Source organism: Pseudomonas sp. PA-5-4B, from assembly GCF_021606215.1.
Lineage (GTDB): Bacteria > Pseudomonadota > Gammaproteobacteria > Pseudomonadales > Pseudomonadaceae > Aquipseudomonas > Aquipseudomonas edaphica.
Genome location: NZ_WKDB01000006.1, coordinates 92,671 through 112,237 on the forward strand (window position 1 = coordinate 92,671; position 19,567 = coordinate 112,237).

20 protein-coding genes and 1 pseudogene are annotated in these 19,567 nt (G+C 59.0%); 9 read left to right on the forward strand and 12 right to left on the reverse strand.

Annotated features, from left to right (window positions below):
- Nucleotides 1-108 precede the first annotated feature (108 nt).
- The 3 genes from GIW28_RS05140 to GIW28_RS05150 all read right to left on the reverse strand — a co-directional run bounded on the left by GIW28_RS05140 (nucleotide 109) and on the right by GIW28_RS05150 (nucleotide 4,496).
- Nucleotides 109-1,215: an NADH:flavin oxidoreductase/NADH oxidase gene (locus GIW28_RS05140; protein WP_017137089.1), complete on the reverse strand. Its 1,107-nt coding sequence runs from the start codon at nucleotides 1,213-1,215 to the stop codon at nucleotides 109-111.
- 127 nt (nucleotides 1,216-1,342) lie between these two features.
- A complete protein-coding gene (locus tag GIW28_RS05145) occupies nucleotides 1,343-3,244 on the reverse strand; it encodes a potassium transporter Kup (RefSeq protein WP_099548536.1) in 1,902 nt (633 codons plus the stop codon).
- A 154-nt stretch (nucleotides 3,245-3,398) separates the two neighbouring features.
- Nucleotides 3,399-4,496 (reverse strand): acyltransferase family protein, encoded by a 1,098-nt coding sequence (locus tag GIW28_RS05150; protein ID WP_236447664.1) that lies wholly within the window; start codon nucleotides 4,494-4,496, stop codon nucleotides 3,399-3,401.
- A 284-nt stretch (nucleotides 4,497-4,780) separates the two neighbouring features.
- Here GIW28_RS05150 and GIW28_RS05155 point away from each other — a divergent pair, with 284 nt between their 5' ends.
- The 6 genes from GIW28_RS05155 (at nucleotide 4,781) to tsaA (ending at nucleotide 10,160) form a co-directional block, all read left to right on the forward strand.
- Complete coding sequence (locus GIW28_RS05155) at nucleotides 4,781-5,818, forward strand: acyltransferase family protein (protein ID WP_236447663.1); 1,038 nt, start codon at nucleotides 4,781-4,783, stop codon at nucleotides 5,816-5,818.
- Between the two features lie 212 nt (nucleotides 5,819-6,030).
- Nucleotides 6,031-7,371, forward strand: a complete 1,341-nt coding sequence (rimO, locus tag GIW28_RS05160) for a 30S ribosomal protein S12 methylthiotransferase RimO (RefSeq protein WP_017137087.1) — start codon at nucleotides 6,031-6,033, stop codon at nucleotides 7,369-7,371.
- 159 nt (nucleotides 7,372-7,530) lie between these two features.
- Entirely contained in the window at nucleotides 7,531-7,998 is a 468-nt protein-coding gene (locus GIW28_RS05165) for a GNAT family N-acetyltransferase (RefSeq protein WP_017137085.1), read from the forward strand.
- 221 nt (nucleotides 7,999-8,219) lie between these two features.
- On the forward strand, nucleotides 8,220-8,930 hold the full coding sequence (locus tag GIW28_RS05170) for an rRNA pseudouridine synthase (protein WP_058421638.1): 711 nt from the start codon (nucleotides 8,220-8,222) through the stop codon (nucleotides 8,928-8,930).
- A 69-nt stretch (nucleotides 8,931-8,999) separates the two neighbouring features.
- The gene (locus GIW28_RS05175; protein ID WP_003189058.1) at nucleotides 9,000-9,461 is read left to right on the forward strand and encodes a DUF1456 family protein; all 462 of its coding nucleotides are present in this window, start codon (nucleotides 9,000-9,002) and stop codon (nucleotides 9,459-9,461) included.
- Nucleotides 9,462-9,464: 3 nt separating this feature from the next.
- A complete protein-coding gene (gene tsaA, locus GIW28_RS05180; RefSeq protein ID WP_099548535.1) occupies nucleotides 9,465-10,160 on the forward strand; it encodes a tRNA (N6-threonylcarbamoyladenosine(37)-N6)-methyltransferase TrmO in 696 nt (231 codons plus the stop codon).
- Between the two features lie 147 nt (nucleotides 10,161-10,307).
- Here tsaA and fpr read toward each other — a convergent pair whose 3' ends face one another.
- A complete protein-coding gene (fpr, locus tag GIW28_RS05185) occupies nucleotides 10,308-11,087 on the reverse strand; it encodes a ferredoxin-NADP reductase (RefSeq protein ID WP_003189055.1) in 780 nt (259 codons plus the stop codon).
- 124 nt (nucleotides 11,088-11,211) lie between these two features.
- On the opposite strand from fpr, the gene GIW28_RS05190 reads away from it, so the two are divergent.
- A complete protein-coding gene (locus tag GIW28_RS05190; protein WP_026013711.1) occupies nucleotides 11,212-12,138 on the forward strand; it encodes a LysR family transcriptional regulator in 927 nt (308 codons plus the stop codon).
- A 3-nt stretch (nucleotides 12,139-12,141) separates the two neighbouring features.
- On the opposite strand, the gene GIW28_RS05195 is transcribed toward GIW28_RS05190, so the two are convergent.
- The 3 genes from GIW28_RS05195 to GIW28_RS05205 all read right to left on the reverse strand — a co-directional run bounded on the left by GIW28_RS05195 (nucleotide 12,142) and on the right by GIW28_RS05205 (nucleotide 14,202).
- Nucleotides 12,142-12,504 (reverse strand): diacylglycerol kinase, encoded by a 363-nt coding sequence (locus GIW28_RS05195; RefSeq protein WP_017137081.1) that lies wholly within the window; start codon nucleotides 12,502-12,504, stop codon nucleotides 12,142-12,144.
- Between the two features lie 75 nt (nucleotides 12,505-12,579).
- A complete protein-coding gene (gene erdR, locus GIW28_RS05200) occupies nucleotides 12,580-13,230 on the reverse strand; it encodes a response regulator transcription factor ErdR (RefSeq protein ID WP_017137080.1) in 651 nt (216 codons plus the stop codon).
- 252 nt (nucleotides 13,231-13,482) lie between these two features.
- Complete coding sequence (locus tag GIW28_RS05205; RefSeq protein ID WP_236447343.1) at nucleotides 13,483-14,202, reverse strand: tRNA-uridine aminocarboxypropyltransferase; 720 nt, start codon at nucleotides 14,200-14,202, stop codon at nucleotides 13,483-13,485.
- Nucleotides 14,203-14,381: 179 nt separating this feature from the next.
- Here GIW28_RS05205 and GIW28_RS05210 point away from each other — a divergent pair, with 179 nt between their 5' ends.
- Nucleotides 14,382-14,822, forward strand: a complete 441-nt coding sequence (locus tag GIW28_RS05210) for a PA3611 family quorum-sensing-regulated virulence factor (RefSeq protein WP_017137078.1) — start codon at nucleotides 14,382-14,384, stop codon at nucleotides 14,820-14,822.
- Between the two features lie 378 nt (nucleotides 14,823-15,200).
- On the forward strand, nucleotides 15,201-16,313 hold the full coding sequence (locus tag GIW28_RS05215; protein WP_017137077.1) for a TIGR00730 family Rossman fold protein: 1,113 nt from the start codon (nucleotides 15,201-15,203) through the stop codon (nucleotides 16,311-16,313).
- 141 nt (nucleotides 16,314-16,454) lie between these two features.
- On the opposite strand, the gene recX is transcribed toward GIW28_RS05215, so the two are convergent.
- From recX to GIW28_RS05240, 5 genes and pseudogenes are all read right to left on the reverse strand, one after another.
- Complete coding sequence (gene recX / locus GIW28_RS05220) at nucleotides 16,455-16,922, reverse strand: recombination regulator RecX (protein WP_017137076.1); 468 nt, start codon at nucleotides 16,920-16,922, stop codon at nucleotides 16,455-16,457.
- An 8-nt stretch (nucleotides 16,923-16,930) separates the two neighbouring features.
- Nucleotides 16,931-17,989: a recombinase RecA gene (gene recA, locus GIW28_RS05225; protein ID WP_017137075.1), complete on the reverse strand. Its 1,059-nt coding sequence runs from the start codon at nucleotides 17,987-17,989 to the stop codon at nucleotides 16,931-16,933.
- Between the two features lie 83 nt (nucleotides 17,990-18,072).
- Nucleotides 18,073-18,573: a CinA family protein gene (locus GIW28_RS05230; protein WP_099548533.1), complete on the reverse strand. Its 501-nt coding sequence runs from the start codon at nucleotides 18,571-18,573 to the stop codon at nucleotides 18,073-18,075.
- An 81-nt stretch (nucleotides 18,574-18,654) separates the two neighbouring features.
- A pseudogene (locus GIW28_RS05235) lies at nucleotides 18,655-19,134 on the reverse strand (lysis system i-spanin subunit Rz).
- Nucleotides 19,134-19,559 (reverse strand): structural protein, encoded by a 426-nt coding sequence (locus tag GIW28_RS05240; protein ID WP_236447344.1) that lies wholly within the window; start codon nucleotides 19,557-19,559, stop codon nucleotides 19,134-19,136. Before GIW28_RS05240 ends, GIW28_RS05235 begins: the two are co-directional and overlap by 1 nt.
- Nucleotides 19,560-19,567 lie beyond the last annotated feature (8 nt).

The following is a 19,567-nucleotide window of genomic DNA, read 5'->3' on the forward strand; positions in this document are numbered from 1 at the left end:
GTGGATATCGAGAAGCTCTTGCGCATCAGCTGCGGATCAGGCATGCGTTAAACGCGGGCAACAAAAAACCCACCGAGTCGGGTGGGTTTATTGCAGGCAGACGCGGGTTCAATCCCTCAGGTCAGACTCGTGAATCGGCTGATCACGGTGAGTCGCCCGCTGGTACTGCGCGGGCCAGATGGCTTTGCGCCCACCCAAGTCATCGTCGGCATGCAGCGGCCAGTAAGGGTCACGCAACAGCTCACGGGCGAGGAAGATGATGTCGGCCTGGCAGGTGCGCAGTATGTGTTCAGCCTGGGCCGGTTCGGTAATCATACCCACCGTGCCGGTGGCGATACCCGACTCTTTGCGCACGCGCTCGGCAAACCGCGTCTGGTAGCCCGGGCCGGTGGGAATCTCGGCGTTGGCGGCGGTGCCACCGGAGGACACGTCGATCAGGTCCACGCCGAGTTCTTTGAGGCGGCGCGCCAGCTCTACGGTTTCATCGGGGTTCCAGCCGTCTTCGACCCAATCGGTGGCCGATACCCGCACAAACAGCGGCAGCTCCTGGGGCCAGACGGCGCGCACGGCGGTGGTCACTTCGAGCACCAGGCGGATACGGTTTTCAAACGAGCCGCCGTAGTGGTCCTGGCGCTGGTTGCTGATCGGCGAGAGGAATTGATGCAACAGGTAACCGTGGGCAGCGTGGATCTCCACCACTTCGAAACCGGCGGTCAGCGCGCGTTTGGCGGCGGCGACAAAGTCGGCAATCACCTGCTGGATCTGCCCTTCATCCAGTGGCCTGGGTTGCGTGTGGTTCGGGTCAAAGGCAATCGGCGAAGGGCCCACCGGCACCCAGCCGCCCTCCTCCGGCTTGACGCTGCCGTGCTTGCCGATCCACGGCCGATGGGTGCTGGCCTTGCGCCCGGCATGTGCCAGCTGGATGCCCGCCACCGCGCCTTGAGCAGCAATAAAGCGGGTGATGCGCTGCAGCGGTTCGATCTGCGCGTCGTTCCACAGGCCCAGGTCCTGGGCGGTGATGCGGCCATCGGCGGTGACGGCGGTGGCTTCGGTAAAAATCAGCCCGGCACCACCGACGGCGCGGCTGCCCAGGTGCACCAGGTGCCAGTCATTGGCCAGGCCATCGTCGGACGAGTATTGGCACATCGGCGAGACGGCGATGCGGTTGAGCAAGGTCAATTGACGGAGGGTGTAGGGTTCGAGCAGCTGACTCATGGCGCACCTCTTCTGGGTTCTGTGGGCACTATTCAAACAGTGCTTAGAGCCTAGTCGACAACGGTGGATTGCACAGGGTTCAGAAAGGAAAGCGGGAGCCGAATGCCGGCTCCCGTGTTGCAAAAGATTACATCTCGACCTGGGTGCCCAGCTCGATCACCCGGTTTACCGGGAGTTTGAAGAAGCGCAGGTTGCCGTTGGCGTTTTTCAACATGAACGCAAACAAGCTCTCACGCCAACGGGCCATGCCCTTGATGCGCGAGGCGATCACCGTTTCACGGCTGAGGAAGTAGGTGGTGCGCATCGGGCTGAAATCCAGATCGTCCAGGTGGCACAGCTTCAGGGCTTCGGGCACGTCCGGCTCATCGGTAAAGCCAAAATGCAGGATCACCCGGAAGAAGCCTTCGCCGTAGGCGTCCACCTCAAAGCGCCGCGAGGCAGGCACACGCGGAATGTCTTCGTAGACCACCGTGAGCATCACCACTTGCTCATGCAACACCTGGTTATGCAGCAGGTTGTGCAACAGCGCGTGGGGCACGGCATCGGGCCGCGCGGTGAGGAACACCGCAGTGCCCTGCACGCGATGAGGCGGTTGCACGCGGATACTGCTGATAAAGATCGGCAACGGCAGCCCGCCTTCGTCGAGGCGGTCCATCAACAGTTCCTTGCCGCGCTTCCAGGTGGTCATCAGCACAAACAGCACAATCCCCGCCAACACCGGGAAGGCACCGCCCTGCACAATCTTTGGCACGTTGGCGGCGAAGAACAGGCCGTCCACCAACAGGAAGCCGATCAGCACCGGAATCGCCAGCACCGGCGGCCACTTCCAGAGCAGCAGCATCACCGCCGACACCAGGATGCTGGTAATCAACATGGTGCCGGTGACTGCCACGCCGTAGGCGGAGGCCAGGGCATTGGAGGATTCGAAGCCGAGCACCAGCAGGATCACGCCGACCATCAGCGACCAGTTCACCGCGCCGATGTAGATCTGGCCTTGCTCGGCGCTGGAGGTGTGCTGGATATGCATGCGCGGGATGTAACCCAACTGGATCGCCTGACGCGTCAGCGAGAACGCGCCGGAAATCACCGCCTGGGATGCAATCACGGTGGCCAGGGTCGACAGCGCGACCAATGGCACCAAGGCCCATTCCGGCGCGAGCAAGTAGAACGGGTTGCGCGCCGCTTCGGGGTTTTCCAGCAGCAACGCGCCCTGGCCGAAGTAATTGAGCACCAGCGCCGGCAGCACCAGGGCGAACCAGGCGCGGGCGATCGGCTTGCGGCCGAAGTGGCCCATGTCGGCGTACAGCGCTTCGGCACCGGTCAAGGCCAGCACCACGGCGCCAAGAATCGCGACGCCCATGCCCGGATGGGACACAAAGAAACGCACGCCCCACACGGGGTTCAGCGCATTGAGCACCTCGGGATGTTGCAGGATGCCGTGCACGCCAAGACCGCCCAGCACCAGGAACCACACCACCATCACCGGCCCGAACAGCTTGCCGATGCGGTCAGTGCCGTGTTTCTGGATCAGGAACAGCCCCACCAGCACCACCAGCGACAGCGGCACCACCCAACGTTCAATCCCGTCAAAGGCCAGTTCCAGGCCTTCAACCGCCGACAATACCGAGATCGCCGGGGTAATCATGCTGTCGCCGTAGAACAGCGCCGCACCGATCAAGCCGAGGATCACCAGCACCGAACGCAACTTGGGGTACGGCGACGCCGCCCGTCGCGCCAGCGCCGTCAGGGCCATGATGCCGCCTTCGCCCTGGTTGTCCGCGCGCAGGATAAACAGCACGTACTTGATCGACACGACCCACACCAGCGACCAGAAAATCAGCGCCAGAATGCCAAAGACCCCGTCGTGATTGACTTGAACCCCATAACCACCGGTAAACACTTCTTTAAGGGTATAGAGCGGGCTGGTACCGATATCGCCGTAAACCACCCCGACCGCCGCCACCAGCATGCCAATCGGCTTTGCATTGGAATGCTCGGCACCTGCTGCCTGACTATTTGCCTGACCCATCAACCACTCCTGCCCTTTGACCTGAGGTCTTTTATAAACAACGCGCCTAAGCTGACCCTAGCATGCGCTGTTTTACTTCTCGTAACAGACGTTTTATTGACCCCGGGGTTTCACCCGTGCGCAACGGCGCGAAGCATAGCGCAAAGGTTGATGATTAGTTGACGACTGACTGAGCACTCACGCGCCCTGCTCGGCGTCGAGAAAGACGCCGAGTCAAAGGACGCTCTACAAACCTGTAGCTCATGTACCCAGCAGCAATCACCACCGGCAGGGATATCGCCCAGAACACCACAGAGGCCATAAGCCCACCTTCAGCACTGCCAAAGGCCACCCAGAGTCGACCGCACACGCTCAGCGTAAGGATATGCGACAGATACAGTGAGTAGGACATGTCACCCAATGACGTGAGAACGCCGGGCACCCGCCATTGAGACTTGAACTCCTGGAGCGCCAAGGCCAGTAACAATAAGGTGTAGCCACCGCCCACGATCAGTGCGCGTTGCAGAGAGATGGACTGGATGACATCCGACCCATCGACGGTTCCCGATACCAGCGCATAAGCCAGCAGGCCCACACCAACCAGGCCGACCAGAGCGCCAGACAAGCGCCACTGGAATGCCCCACCGACCACCTTTAAATACAGCAGGCCGGCCAGCGCGCCGAAGATGAACTCAATGGAAAATTCGTGCTTGATTACCCGTAGATAGGGATTGGCCGGGCTCGTATACAGCACCGAGGCAGCAAAGATGGCGCAAAGCCATGCAACGAATACCAACGGCATCCACCGTCGTGGCAGCAGCAAAATGAGCGCGAACACCAGGTAAAACCAGACTTCGTGGATCAACGACCAGGCAACCATGACCAGTGGCAGATTAGCGTCCGGCAACAACAGGAACGAACTCAGCAGACTGACTTCGCCCGCCTGGGAGCTGTTGACCATACCGGGCTTGAGCAGGAACACCAGCATCACCGCGAAAAAATACACCCAATACACCGGATAGATGCGTAAGAAGCGGCCTTTAAGGAAACCGAGCACTTCACCCCGCGCACCGAACGTATTGGCCGACGCCAGCACCATGACGAAGCCGCTGATAACAAAGAACAAATCCACACCGGTTTGCCCAAACACGAACATGTCCGGTAGCCAGGTAGCGCCAGCAACGTACTTTGCATTGATAAAAAGTGAGTGAAAGGCAATGACTGCGAGCGCAGCCAGACCCCTGGCCGCCTGCAATGCGGAAATTTTGTGCACGGGATTAGGTCCTTGACGTAAGTGCTATTGAGCGCGCGCATAGTGAGAGCAGCACTAATCGTTTGCAAGCTACGCAGTGGCAGCCAGGATCGCGCGGGCGCTCCATCAGGTAAGCGCGCTCGACGACTTCGAGCCTCAGGCCATTAAAGACTTTGAAAACCGCCACTGTTCGGATAGCCTCTTTTCGCCCTGCATTTGCAGCATTAAAACGTAAAAACCCACCGTGCTGAGGACCGTCATGCACAAAATTTTTAACGGAAACTATATGACATGCGGAGCACTGCGTGATTAATCGCGACAACTCATTTGATGCAATAAGGCACCTCGCGGCACTGGCGGTATTGGTCAGTCACCATTACGCCCTCGCGGGTCTGCAAGAACCTATTTTGCAAGGCTATACCTCGTTAGGCGCGATTGCAGTACTGGCCTTCTTTGCCATTTCCGGTTTCCTGATTACTCAAAGCTTTTTAAACACACCTCGTTTTTCACATTACATGGCGAAACGAATAGCGCGAATTTTCCCTGCTTTAATCGCATGTGCCTTTGTCATGGTTTACATCTTCGGCACGGCGTTCAGCCATAAAGGCGGCTTTAATTTTGCGTTCAGCCTGGAAGCATTAACCGACTTTTTGAAGGTGTCGGCTTTTGGTCGCGCAGACATAGGTGACATTACCTGCGGCTTTATATTCAAGGACTCGTTTAACGGTAGCTTGTGGACGCTAAAAATTGAATTCGGCTTCTATATCGCGCTCGCATTGGCGCTGATGGTTTTACGTAAAGCGGCCGTACCGTTGATTATGACGATGGCTTTTTGTATAACGACCTATCTTTGCACCCAGTCGACACACCCACTGGCGCCGAAGCTTTTAGTGTACTCCACCGTCGGAATTGCTTTCTTTGTAGGTGCTTCGTTACATTTTTATCGGCATGTGTTCAGCAGCTCGAAAGCAAAGATAATGACTGGCGTACTGTCGGCGGCACTTATTCTGGTCTCGCTAAATACCCCATTTGTTATGGTGCTTGCGAGCATCGGCGTCAGTCTTTTGGTCTTGTCAGTAGGGGCGCTTTACAAAGATCGAATTATTAAATCTCGATTTGATATTTCCTATGGGATGTATCTTTATGCATTCCCTGTGCAACAGCTCATGATTAACACCACCGACCTGGGTTTTTACGCTTCAATGCTGGCGACCCTTGTAGTGGTCGTTATGCTTGCCACACTGTCGTGGCTGTTGATTGAAAAGCCGGCGTTAAATTACGTGCACAGAAATACCCTTAGCCGAGTCCGCGCACAAGCCGACGTGGCACAGGTTCAGCGGTAGCGAGTGGGCCAGGATTGCAGTCAGATCTTGGCAAAACACCCACTGCGGGCGGCTGACAACCATGCCGCACTCGTCGCATTTCCCTGCATAAAGCTGGTCAATCGCGCTGCCCGCCGATAGAATTGCGCACTTTTTGATCAGAGGCGCACCAAGCGCCCGTCTACCGCCATGTCGTGCCCGACTGGCGGCGTCATTCAATACCGAGGTTAGACATGTCCACCACCATCGCAAAAGCCAACCCAAAGGTCGGCTTTGTATCCCTGGGTTGCCCGAAGGCTCTCGTTGACTCCGAGCGCATCCTCACGCAACTGCGTATGGAAGGCTATGACGTCGTGTCCACTTATCAGGACGCCGACGTGGTGGTGGTCAACACCTGCGGCTTCATCGACTCGGCCAAGGCTGAATCGCTGGAAGTGATCGGCGAAGCCATCAAGGAAAACGGCAAGGTCATCGTCACCGGCTGCATGGGCGTGGAAGAAGGCAATATCCGCAACGTGCACCCAAGCGTGCTGGCGGTAACCGGCCCGCAGCAGTACGAGCAGGTGGTCAACGCCGTGCACGACGTGGTGCCGCCGCGTCAGGACCACAACCCGCTGATCGACCTGGTGCCGCCGCAAGGCATCAAGCTGACGCCGCGCCACTACGCGTACCTGAAGATTTCCGAAGGCTGCAACCACAGCTGCAGCTTCTGCATCATCCCGTCGATGCGCGGCAAGCTGGTCAGCCGCCCGGTGGGTGATGTATTGGACGAAGCCCAGCGCCTGGTCAAATCCGGCGTGAAAGAGCTGTTGGTGATCTCCCAGGACACCAGCGCCTACGGCGTCGACGTGAAATACCGCACCGGCTTCTGGAACGGCGCGCCGGTGAAAACCCGCATGACCGAACTGTGCGAAGCCTTGAGCAGCCTGGGCGTGTGGGTGCGCCTGCACTACGTTTACCCGTACCCGCACGTGGACGAGCTGATCCCGTTGATGGCCGCCGGCAAGATCCTGCCGTACCTGGACATTCCGTTCCAGCACGCCAGCCCGAAAATCCTCAAGGCCATGAAACGCCCGGCCTTCGAAGACAAGACCCTGGCGCGCATCAAGAACTGGCGCGAGATCTGCCCGGAGCTGATCATCCGTTCGACCTTCATCGTCGGCTTCCCTGGCGAAACCGAAGAAGACTTCCAGTACCTGCTGGACTGGCTGACCGAAGCGCAGCTGGATCGCGTCGGTTGCTTCCAGTACTCGCCGGTCGAAGGTGCCCCGGCCAACCTGCTGGATGCGGCCATCGTGCCGGACGACGTCAAGCAGGACCGCTGGGAGCGCTTCATGGCGCATCAGCAGGCCATCAGCTCCGCACGCCTGCAACTGCGCATCGGCAAGGAAATCGAAGTACTGATCGACGAAGTCGACGAGCAAGGCGCAGTGGGCCGTTGCTTCTTCGATGCGCCGGAAATCGACGGTAACGTGTTTATCGACGATGCCAGCGGCTTGAAGCCGGGCGACAAGGTCTGGTGCACCGTGACGGATGCCGACGAGTACGACCTGTGGGCTGAAAAGCGCGACTAGCTCTGCGCACGCAAAGCGTCCGGCGAGGCATTCCCACGCAGAGCGTGGGAACGATCGGCGTTAAAAAATTGAAAAAGCCTCGTATCTGAACAAGATGCGGGGCTTTTTTGGGTCTATCGTTTGCCCATCAGCGCCGATCATCGGCAAGGGGCAGCGGGCATGCGTCAGCATTCGGTTATCCACACACCTAAAACCAGCGACTACCAGCAATTGGCGCAGATCTGGGAAGACTCCGTGCGAGCGACCCATGACTTTTTGCCGGACAGCTACATCGTACTGCTCAAGGAGCTGGTGCTGACGCGCTACCTGGACGCGGTGATGCTGATCTGCACCAAGGACGCGCGCCAGCGCATCACCGGGTTTGCCGGGGTGGCGGCGGGCAAGGTCGAGATGCTGTTTATCGACCCGCAACACCGTGGCCAGGGCTTGGGCCAGCAATTGCTGAGTTATGCGATCGAGCATCTGAATGCCGATGCGCTGGACGTCAACGAGCAAAACCCGCAGGCCCTGGGGTTTTACTTCAAGCAGGGCTTCGAGGTTGTCGGACGGGCGGAACATGATGGCTTGGGCCAGCCGTATCCGTTGCTGCATATGCGCTTGCGCCAACAGCAACGGCGCAGTGGCTGACACAACACAGCGCCAATGTGGGAGCGGGCTTGTGTGGGAGCTGGCTTGCCTGCGATGGCATCACCTCGATTCCAAATGCACGACCGAGGTGTCTGCATCGCGGGCAAGCCCGACTCCCACACAGGCCAGCGCCCACAAAAAGCCACTACGCTGAAATGGGTCCGGGATTAACCGCGCCCACACAGGTACAATAGCCGCCCCCTTTTGCTACGGCCCTTGTCATGACTGACCCCATACGCCTTTCCAAACGCCTTATCGAACTGGTCGGTTGCTCCCGTCGGGAGGCTGAGCTGTTTATCGAAGGCGGCTGGGTCTCGGTGGACGGTGAAGTGATCGATGAGCCGCAATTCAAGGTCACCACCCAGAAGGTCGAGCTGGACCCAGAGGCTAAAGCCACTGTGCCGGAACCGGTGACCATTCTGCTGCACGCCCCGGTGGGCGTGGATGTGGAAACAGCAATGGCCTCGATCAGCGCCGAGACGCTGTCCGAAGAGCACCGTTTCAGCAAGCGCCCGCTCAAGGGCCACTTCCTGCGCCTGACCGCCAGCGCCGATCTGCAGGCCAAGGCCAGCGGCCTGCTGGTGTTCACCCAGGACTGGAAGATTTTGCGCAAGTTGACCGCCGATGCCGCCAAGATCGAGCAGGAATACGTGGTTGAGGTCGAGGGTGACATGGTTGCCCATGGCCTCAACCGCCTGAACCACGGTTTGACCTACAAAGGCAAAGAGCTGCCGGCCGTCAAAGCCAGCTGGCAGAACGAAAACCGCCTGCGGTTTGCGCTGAAAAACCCGCAGCCGGGTGTAATTGCCCTGTTCTGTGAAGCGGTCGGCCTGAAAGTCATCGCCATCCGCCGCATCCGTATTGGCGGCGTGTCCATCGGCAAGGTGCCGGTCGGCCAATGGCGCTACCTGTCCGGCAAAGAGAAATTCTAAGCCGCTCCCCTTTTCCCGGCACCGGCAACTCTGCGCGGTGCCCTCAGTTGAATACCAGGATTGCCCACCATGATTCACAACGACGTATTGCGCAGCGTGCGCTACATGCTCGACATCAGCGACAACAAGATGGTCGAGATCATCAAGCTCGGCGGCATGGACGTCACCAAGGAAGACCTGCTGACCTACCTCAAGAAAGATGAGGAGGAAGGTTTTGTGTTCTGCCCGGACGACGTCATGGCGCACTTCCTTGATGGCCTGGTGATCTTCAAGCGTGGCAAGGACGAAAGCCGTCCGCCGCAGCCGATCGAAACCCCGGTGACCAACAACATCATCCTCAAGAAGCTGCGCGTGGCCTTCGAACTGAAGGAAGACGACATGCACGCCATCCTCAAGGCTGCTGAGTTCCCGGTGTCCAAGCCTGAGTTGAGCGCACTGTTCCGCAAGTTCGGCCACACCAACTACCGCACCTGTGGCGACCAGTTGCTGCGCAATTTCCTTAAGGGCCTGACCCTGCGGGTTCGTGCGTAAGCCATGAGCTACTCGGTCTCGCCCGTCGGCTTCGTGCGCTCCTGCTTCAAGGAGAAGTTCGCCATCCCGCGCCAGCCGCAGCTGGCCCCGGCCGCACGCGGCGTGCTGGAGCTGGTGGCGCCGTTCGATCAGGGCGAGGCGGTACAGGGCCTGGAGCAGGTCAGCCATGTGTGGCTGCTGTTTCTGTTCCACCAGGCCCTGGAAGACAAGCCGCGCCTCAAGGTGCGGCCGCCACGCCTGGGCGGCAATACCTCCATGGGCGTGTTCGCCACCCGCGCGACTCATCGCCCCAATGGCATTGGCCAATCGGTGGTGAAGCTGGATAAGGTCGAGCCGGGCCGCTTGTGGGTTTCCGGGATCGATTTGCTCGACGGCACGCCGGTGCTGGATATCAAGCCGTACGTGCCGTACGCGGACATCATTGACACCGCCACCAATGATATTGCCAGCAGTGCGCCGCAGCTGATTCCCGTGCAGTGGCTGAAGACGGCACTGCACCAGGCACAAGGCCATGCGCAGCGCCTTGATGAGCCGCTGGTGGCATTGATCGAGCAGTGTCTGGCCCAGGACCCACGGCCGGCGTATCAGACGCCAGGGCCTGAGCGTGAGTACGGCGCGCAGTTCTGGGATGTGGATGTGCGTTGGCACTATCCAGAGGCGGGTGTCATCTGTGTGCTGGAAGTGGTACCGGCCAAGTAAACGCCGAAACAACTGTGGGAGCCGCTCATGTGGGAGCTGGCTTGCCTGCGATAGCATCACCTCAGTTCAACTGAACGACCGAGGTGTCTGCATCGCAGGCAAGCCAGCTCCCACACAAGCCAGCTCCCACATTTTTTTGAGCAGTGTTTACTTCTCGACGAACGCGCGCTCGATCAGGTAATCACCCGGCTCACGCATACGTGGCGAAACTTTCAGGCCGAAGCTGTTCAGCACTTCGCTGGTCTCGTCCAACATGCTCGGGCTGCCGCACAGCATGGCGCGGTCGTCCTCGGGGTTGATCGGCGGCAGGCCGATGTCGCTGAACAGCTTGCCGCTGCGCATCAGGTCGGTCAGGCGGCCTTCGTTTTCGAACGGCTCGCGGGTCACCGTTGGGTAGTAGATCAACTTGTCACGCAGCGCCTCGCCGAAGAATTCGTTCTGCGGCAGGTGCTCGGTGATGAATTCGCGGTAGGCGACTTCATTGACGTAACGCACGCCGTGGCACAGGATCACTTTTTCGAAGCGCTCGTAGGTTTCCGGGTCCTGGATCACGCTCATGAACGGCGCCAGGCCGGTACCGGTGCTGAGCAGGTACAGGTGTTTGCCCGGCTTCAAATCGTCAAGCACCAGGGTGCCTGTCGGTTTTTTGCTGATGATGATCTCGTCGCCTTCCTTCAAGTGCTGCAATTGCGAAGTCAGCGGACCATCGGGCACCTTGATGCTGAAGAACTCCAGATGCTCTTCCCAGTTTGGGCTGGCAATGGAGTACGCGCGCATGAGTGGGCGGCCGTTGGGCTGTTGCAGGCCGATCATCACGAACTGACCATTCTCAAAGCGCAAGCCCGGATCGCGGGTGCACTTGAAGCTGAACAGCGTGTCGTTCCAGTGATGAACACTGAGGACACGTTCGTGGTTCATGTTGCTCATGTACGGGGAACTCCTGGAAATGGGTCTGCGCCAAAGATGAGATGCGCAATTGCACAGCATTCTAATGGCGGCGACAATATCTGTTAACTGGATTATTAAGATAAGGGTTATCGGTTATATCGATATGCGATTTACTCTACGTCAACTGCAAGTCTTCGTCGCCGTCGCCCAGCAGGAAAGCGTCTCACGCGCTGCTGGCCTTCTGGCCTTATCTCAATCCGCCGCCAGCACCTCAATCACCGAGCTGGAGCGTCAATCCAGCTGCCAATTATTCGACCGCGCAGGCAAGCGCTTGAGCCTCAATGCTCTCGGCCATCAGTTATTACCGCAGGCCGTTGCGCTGCTGGACCAGGCCAAGGAGATCGAAGACTTGCTCAACGGCAAGTCCGGCTTTGGTTCCCTGGCGGTCGGCGCCACCCTGACCATCGGCAATTACCTGGCGACCCTGCTGATTGGCAGCTTCATGCAGCAGCACCCCGAGAGCCAGGTGAAACTGCATGTGCAGAATACTGCCAATATCGTGCACCAAGTGGCGCATTACGAAATTGACCTGGGTCTAATCGAAGGCGACTGCAGCCACCCGGACATCGAGGTACAAACCTGGGTCGAGGATGAGTTGGTGGTGTTCTGTGCGCCGCAGCATCACTTGGCCAAGCGCGGTGTGGCGACGATGGAAGAGCTGACCCATGAAGCGTGGATCCTGCGCGAACAGGGCTCGGGCACGCGCTTGACCTTTGACCAGGCCATGCGCCATCACCGTAGCGCGCTGAATATCCGCCTCGAGCTTGAACACACCGAGGCGATCAAGCGTGCAGTGGAGTCAGGGTTGGGGATTGGCTGTATTTCCCGGCTGGCCCTGCGCGATGCGTTCCGCCGTGGCAGTTTGGTGCCGGTGGAAACCCCGGACCTGGACCTGGCCCGGCAGTTTTACTTCATCTGGCATAAACAGAAGTACCAGACCTCGGCGATGCGCGAGTTCCTGGAACTGTGCCGCGCCTTCACCGCCGGGGTTCAGCGCAGCGACGAGATCGTGCTGCCCAACATTGCCTGAGGCTTAGATCAGGATCACGGCCCACACCAGGGTAATCATGGTCAGCGCTACGAATTGCGCGGCGCTGCCCATGTCCTTGGCGTTTTTCGACAGCGGGTGGCGGTCGAGGGAAATCCGGTCGATAGCCGCTTCCACTGCCGAGTTGAGCAACTCAACGATCAAGGCCAGCAGGCAGACCGCGATGAGCAAGGCGCGCTCGACCCGACTGACGTGCAGGAAGAAGCTCAGCGGGATCAGGATCACGTTCAGCAACACCAACTGACGGAATGCCGCCTCGCCGGTGAAAGCTGCGCGCAGGCCATCCAGGGAATAGCCCCCTGCGTTGAAGATACGTTTGATACCGGTTTGACCCTTGAAAGGCGACATAGATGTAGGCAACTGAACCAAAGAAGTGGGGAAACTAGATCACGCAAAGTCAAAAAAGCGTGAATCGGGTACAGCTTAATGCTGCGAAATTGACTCAAGTTGTTGCAAGAGCAGCGCCGCCTGAGTGCGGGTACGCACGCCGAGCTTGCGAAAGATCGCCGTCACGTGGGCCTTGATGGTCGCTTCCGACACACTCAACTCATACGCAATCTGCTTGTTCAACAAGCCTTCGCAAACCATGGTCAGCACCCGAAATTGCTGGGGCGTCAGGCTGGCAAGGCCATCACGGGCGGCTTTGGCTTCGTCGGACACGTTGATTTCTTCAAACGCTTGCGGCGGCCATGACACGTCGCCATCCAGCACGGTGCGCACGGCTTTCTGGATCGCTTCCATAGAGCTGGACTTGGGAATGAAACCGCTGGCACCAAACTCCTTGGAGCGCACCACCACGTCGGCTTCTTCCTGGGCTGAAACCATTACTACCGGGATCTGCGGGTATTGCCCGCGTAAGAGCACCAATCCCGAGAAGCCATAGGCACCCGGCATGTTCAGGTCGAGCAGCACCAGGTCCCAGTCGGATTTTTCGTTGAGGCGGGCTTCCAGTTCGGCAATGCTGGCCACTTCGACCAGGCTCACGTCAGGGCCAAGGCCCAAGGTAACGGCCTGATGCAGCGCACTGCGAAACAGCGGATGGTCATCGGCTATCAGGATTTCGTATGTGGCCATTGATTAAATGATCCTGTTTTTTATGGGAGCCCTGATGGGTTCAGGGTTCGCCAGTACACAAGGCAATGGCCAGGCAGCCATCGCCACAGGGCACACTCAGCATCAAAAACACCTGAAACGACACTGAAAAGTCACGGTTACGCCCCAATCGGCGCCCAGCATGCCCAGCGCAGCCTGGGGGGTCAAGCACTACGCCCGTGGGCATTTTAGCCGGTTGCGGGTTTACGGTGCCATCATGCAAACGTCGTCTGGTTATACCGTAGGGATATGGGGCGCGAGCCGCATGTGCACGCTGTCCGCCGGGTCCAGCGGCAATTGAAATTTAGCGGCCAGGTAATGCGCGCTGAACACATCGAGGTAGGCGTCCAGCACTTCGCTGGCCGCTGGGTCGTCGGCCAGCTCCAGGCACAGCGCCGCAACCTCGGCGGTACAGAAATGATCATCGCGCTTGGACCGGCGCAGCTTGTAGCGTGACAGCTGTTCGGGCGCCAGGCTCAACACCGGCAAGTGCGCAAGGTAAGGGCTTTTGCGGAACATCTTGCGCGCCTCGCTCCAGGTGCCGTCCAGCAGGATGAATAACGGGCGCTTGCCGTCTTGCACCCTCACCTCACTGCACACTCGCTCAGGCGCAACGAATTCGCCCGGAAACACGATATACGATTGCCATTGCGGGTCGGCTAACAGGGTCAGCAACTCAGGGTCCACTTCTGTGCGCGACCAGGCGAACGCGGTGGTGTCATCGATCACATCGGCGATCAGCCAGCCGGTATTGCTGGGTTTCATCGGTTCCACGTCATGCATCAACAGGCACATGGCCGAGCGGGCCTGCACTGTTGGGCGCCAGGCGCACAGGCAGTACTCGGGAATCACCCGGCAACCGGGGCAACGTTCGGCGCGCGAACCACGGTTTAGAAACGGCCGGACGGCGCGCGCCAGGCGCTGGGTACGCAAGCGGGAGACGGCGTGGCTCATCGGGCGCACCGCGAGCAGAGGTCAATCGACACAGGCAAAACTCGAATCAGGCTTAAGTGGCCGCAGTTTACCAGCGATACGCCTGGCTGTAGTGGCAAGCGGTCCCCTATAATTGCGCGCCACTGAACGCACAGCGCAGTGGCTGGTCTATGCACCAGTAACCGAATCAGGAGAGTTTCATGCTGCGTTCCATGCTGCGCCTTGTTGCCCCATCCGTCGCCCTTGCGCTGGTTCTGCCCATGGGCGCCCACGCGGCGTCGCTGCTGGAGGCCCAAATGAACAGGAAACTGCAGAGCGTCGCGGCCGAGAGCAATAAGGACCTGCCCCGGGAAATCGATGCAAAGACCCTGGAAGTGGCCTACACCGTTGAAGGCATGCAACTGATTGATCACCTCAGTGTGCTACCTGACCGTGCCGAACAGATGCGCGCAAACCCCAAAGCTGTGTATTTCCAGCTGGGTCAAAGCGTATGCCTGAACAAAGGCTATCGCGAGCTGATGGCCAAGGGCGCCGTGATGCGTTATGAGATCACCGAGAACAAGACCAACCGCCCGGTAGCGTCGGTCAAGTTCGTGGAAGCCGATTGCCCGGCACCCGCTGCGGCGAAGAAGAAAAAGTAACTGTTGCTCGATCATCGCGCGCTGCTGTCCGGTGGCGCGCACCTCCCTCGCCTTATTGGCCAGCCGCCAACTAAACTGCTTGATGAGTGACCAATAAGCGGTTGCCAGCCAAGGGTTTTTCGGCTCATGATCAAGCCATCCCGGCAGCCCATCTACTGCGTTTTTCACGCCGTTCTGTAACATTTTCAGGGCAAAAGAGGGTTGCCCTCCTGCGACTTGCAGTGCAAAGGTTTCCAAATCACAAGGAACATACAGAGCCCGTTTTGCCGCCTGGCGAACACCGTGCAACGCTTAAGGCGTGCAGCGACACACGCAGTGTCGTGGCCGCGGACGAATCTCTCGCCGATGGCCCAGGTTCTGTGAAGAAGGAGAAGTTGAATGCCTTACGAACCGAATGACCGCCTGCTCCGTCATTTTGAAGCAAACGGCGCTGACCTCACCCAGCAGGTCGACGCACAACTCCAGCTGGTCGCTCCCAACAGCCCGAACATCCCCCTTTATCGCGATATGATCCTCACCGTGCTGCGTATGGCCAAGGATGACCGCAACCGTTGGAATGCAAAAATCACGCTGCAGGCGATCCGCGAGCTGGATAACGCCTTCCGCGTGCTGGAACAGTTCAAGGGCCGCCGCAAGGTCACGGTGTTTGGCTCGGCGCGCACGCCGGTCGAAAGCCCGCTGTACGCCTTGGCCAGGGAAGTCGGCACGCTGCTGGCGCAATCCGACCTGATGGTGATCACCGGCGGTGGCGGCGGCATCATGGCCGCTGCCCACGAGGGCGCAGGTCTGGAACACAGCCTGGGGTTCAACATCAACCTGCCGTTTGAACAGCACGCCAACCCGACCATTGATGGCACCGAGAACCTGCTGTCTTTCCACTTCTTCTTTACCCGCAAGCTGTTCTTCGTCAAGGAAGCCGACGCGTTGGTGCTGTGCCCGGGCGGTTTTGGCACGCTGGATGAAGCGCTGGAAGTGCTGACCCTGATCCAGACCGGCAAGAGCCCGCTGGTGCCGGTGGTGCTGCTGGATGCCCCAGGCGGTGGTTTCTGGCAAGGCGCACTGGACTTCATTCGCAGTCAGTTGGAAGCCAATCGCTATATCCTGCCCACCGACCTCAAGCTGATCCGCCTGGTCTACAGCGCTGAAGAGGCGGTGGCGGAGATCAACCAGTTCTATGCCAACTTCCACTCCACGCGTTGGTTGAAGCGTGAGTTTGTGGTGCGCATGAATCATCCGCTCAGTGATCGTGCACTGACCCACTTGCAGAGCGAGTTTGCCAGCTTGCGGCTAAGTGGAGAGTTCCAGCAGCTTGCTTACACAGGCGAGGAACATGATGAACCAAGGTTCAGCCATTTGACGCGGCTGGTGTTCAACTTCAACGGTCGTGATCAGGGCCGGTTGCGGGAGTTGGTGGATTACATCAACTTGCCGGAGAACTGGGTCCAGGCTCAGGGGAAGACACAGCAGCGGGCGGCGCCAGAGCCGGCGTGATTTTTAAGGCAAAAAAAAAGGCCCACTACTGTCGTAGTGGGCCTTTTGTTTTACCGGGATTTGGCATCCCAGCAGCCAACACAATCCAATGTGGAAGCTGGCTGGCCTGCTCCCACATTTGGATTTAACCAACCTGAAGACTCAATCTTCCATGTCCCGACCGCTGAGTAACCGGCTGATCATGTCCATCGAAAACCCGCGATAACTCAGGAAGCGACCTTGCTTTGCACGCTCACGGGCATCAATCGGCAGATGGCCAGCAAACTTGCGCCGCCAGGTATCTTCCAACTGCGACTGCCAACTAATACCGCACTCACGCAGGGCGAGGTCGATATCGGCACGTTGCAGGCCACGTTGGCTCAGTTCTTCACGAATTCGCGCTGGGCCGTAGCCGGAGCGCGCGCGGTAGGAGACAAAGCTTTCAAGGTAACGGGCTTCGGAAAGCAGCCCCTCTTCCGTCAAACGGTCCAGGGCTGTTTCGATCATCTCGGGCTCTGCACCGCGCTGACGCAGTTTACGCGTCAGCTCGACTCGACCATGCTCGCGGCGAGCGAGCAGGTCCATCGCAGTGCGCCGAACGGCGACGAGTGTATCCAGTACAACAGTCATCGTTTGCTTCAGATGTCAGTGTCGACTTCTTCTACTTCTTCAACCGGCTCGCGGTTGGCAGCAGCTTTCACGTCTGGTGCTGGGGTCAGCAGTTTGTCGCGAATCTGCTTCTCAAGCGTGGCGGCGATATCCGGGTTGTCCGCCAGGAACTTGGCCGAGTTGGCCTTGCCCTGACCGATCTTGCTGCCGTTGTAGGCATACCAGGCACCGGACTTCTCGACGAAACCGTGCAGTACGCCCAGGTCGATCATCTCGCCGTTCAGGTAGATACCCTTGCCGTAGAGGATCTGGAACTCAGCCTGACGGAATGGCGGAGCCACCTTGTTCTTCACGACTTTAACGCGGGTTTCGCTACCAACAACCTCGTCACCTTCCTTCACCGCGCCGGTACGGCGGATGTCCAGACGGACCGAAGCGTAGAACTTCAGCGCGTTACCACCGGTGGTGGTTTCCGGGCTGCCGAACATTACGCCGATCTTCATACGGATCTGGTTGATGAAGATCACCAGGCAGTTGGCGTTCTTGATGTTACCGGTGATTTTACGCAGCGCCTGGGACATCAGGCGGGCTTGCAGGCCCACGTGCATGTCACCCATCTCGCCTTCGATTTCAGCTTTCGGCACCAGGGCAGCCACGGAGTCGACCACGATCACGTCGATGGCGTTGGAGCGCACCAGCATGTCGGTGATTTCCAGGGCTTGCTCACCGGTATCCGGCTGGGAAACCAGCAGGTCGTCAACGTTGACGCCCAGCTTGCCGGCATATTCCGGGTCCAGGGCGTGCTCGGCGTCGACGAACGCACAGGTGGCGCCCATTTTTTGCGCCTGAGCAATCACCGACAGGGTCAGGGTGGTTTTACCGGAAGATTCAGGACCGTAGATTTCAACGATACGGCCTTTTGGCAGGCCGCCAATGCCGAGTGCGATGTCCAGACCCAGAGAGCCAGTGGAAATAGCCGGGATCGCCTGACGGTCGTGATCGCCCATACGCATTACGGCACCCTTGCCGAATTGACGTTCGATCTGACCCAGGGCCGCAGCCAAGGCTTTCTTCTTGTTGTCGTCCATTAAAGTCCTCACGTAATCAATAAGGCCTGACGGCCAACACCTGTATAAGTAGACAGTATTGTTCCACAAAGATCCGGGATCGCCTACCCCTGATTTTCGATTTCTGCTGCAGCTCGTCGCAACAAGCCCTCAAGCGCGGCTTTTACCGTTTGTCGGCGGACCTCGTCGCGGTTGCCGGGGAAGTGCGCCAGCTCGGCCGTTACCTCATCGCCCACACCGAACGCCAGCCATACGGTGCCCACCGGTTTGTCCGGCGAACCGCCATCCGGCCCCGCGACACCGCTGACCGCCACGGCAAAGCGCGACAGGCTTTTTTCCTGCGCGCCGCGCACCATCGCCTCCACCACCTCCTGGCTGACCGCGCCGACCTTGGGGAACAACGCCTCCGGCACGCCTAGCTGGCGGGTCTTCTGCCGGTTGGAGTAAGTGACATAACCGGCCTCAAACCACGCCGAACTGCCCGGAATACGCGTGATGGCTTCGGCGATACCGCCACCGGTGCACGACTCGGCAGTGGTGACGTGGGCATTGAGCACCTGCAAACGGCGACCCAGTTCAGCGGCCAGTTGAGTGATTTCCTTCACGGTCGTCTCCAGGAATGGGCGGGGGTTTGCCTACCCTACAGGAGCCTATCGGCCATGCAAGTTGCAGAGTGCATCACGCGGCTACCGTGCGACAGCCCGCACATACGCCTGGCAGGCACGCAGGGCGATCAAAGCATCATCGCCGTCGTCGGTGATGCCGATAATTCGTTGAGCATGCGCCGGGTCAAGTCCGGCTCGCGCTGTTGCATGAACCATGCTGCCGGAGGAGGGAGGGGCAGGCATTGAGCAGTCATTGGACGGGGCGATCGTGTCGAGGATGACTGACAACCGTATATCAGCAGTGGCAAGACGGTCCCGCAGGCGAGCTTGATCACGTTTGGCATCGCTTAACTCATGGGCGTGTTATTGGTCGCTGGCACTGAGTTTTTGCTCCAGGGTCAGGCGCTTGGTTTGTTCGAGTCGCTGGTGGTGCAGCGCCATTTGGAGTTGCTGTGTGATTCGCAATCCGTAGCGCCATGCTTGGAGTTGCCAGGCAATCGCTGCAACGCCTGCCGTGCCCAGTACCATTAGTAGCAGGCTGATCAACTTCTGCAGCCGCATCAAAGCAAAGCCCTGCGCACACCTTCGGCCAATACTGCATCGGTATAGGAATACCCTCCATTCTCATGGTGGATGATTGCCTTGACGATCCCGCGCATCACCGATGGGCTTGTCAAGTCGATCTCTGCACCGGGCGGGGTTCCGCTGCTGACCTCCACCGCATGAACGTATGCCGCCGTCTCATTTTCATCATCAGGTGCCCACCGGCCGATGATCGCTTTCACTGTTTTGAGCCCATGCTTTTGCTGGTAGGCCAGCAATAGTTTCCCCATGGCGCGGATACCGTTCTCGGGTGTGTTGAATCGGGCAAATCGCTTCTCGATGGCAGGATCAGGTTTGAGCTGGCCTTGCCATCGATTGGCTGGGTTGTAGTCGATATTTCCGGGATTGCGATTACGCACACCCCGGGGTTCTGTGACCGGCATTGCGTTCT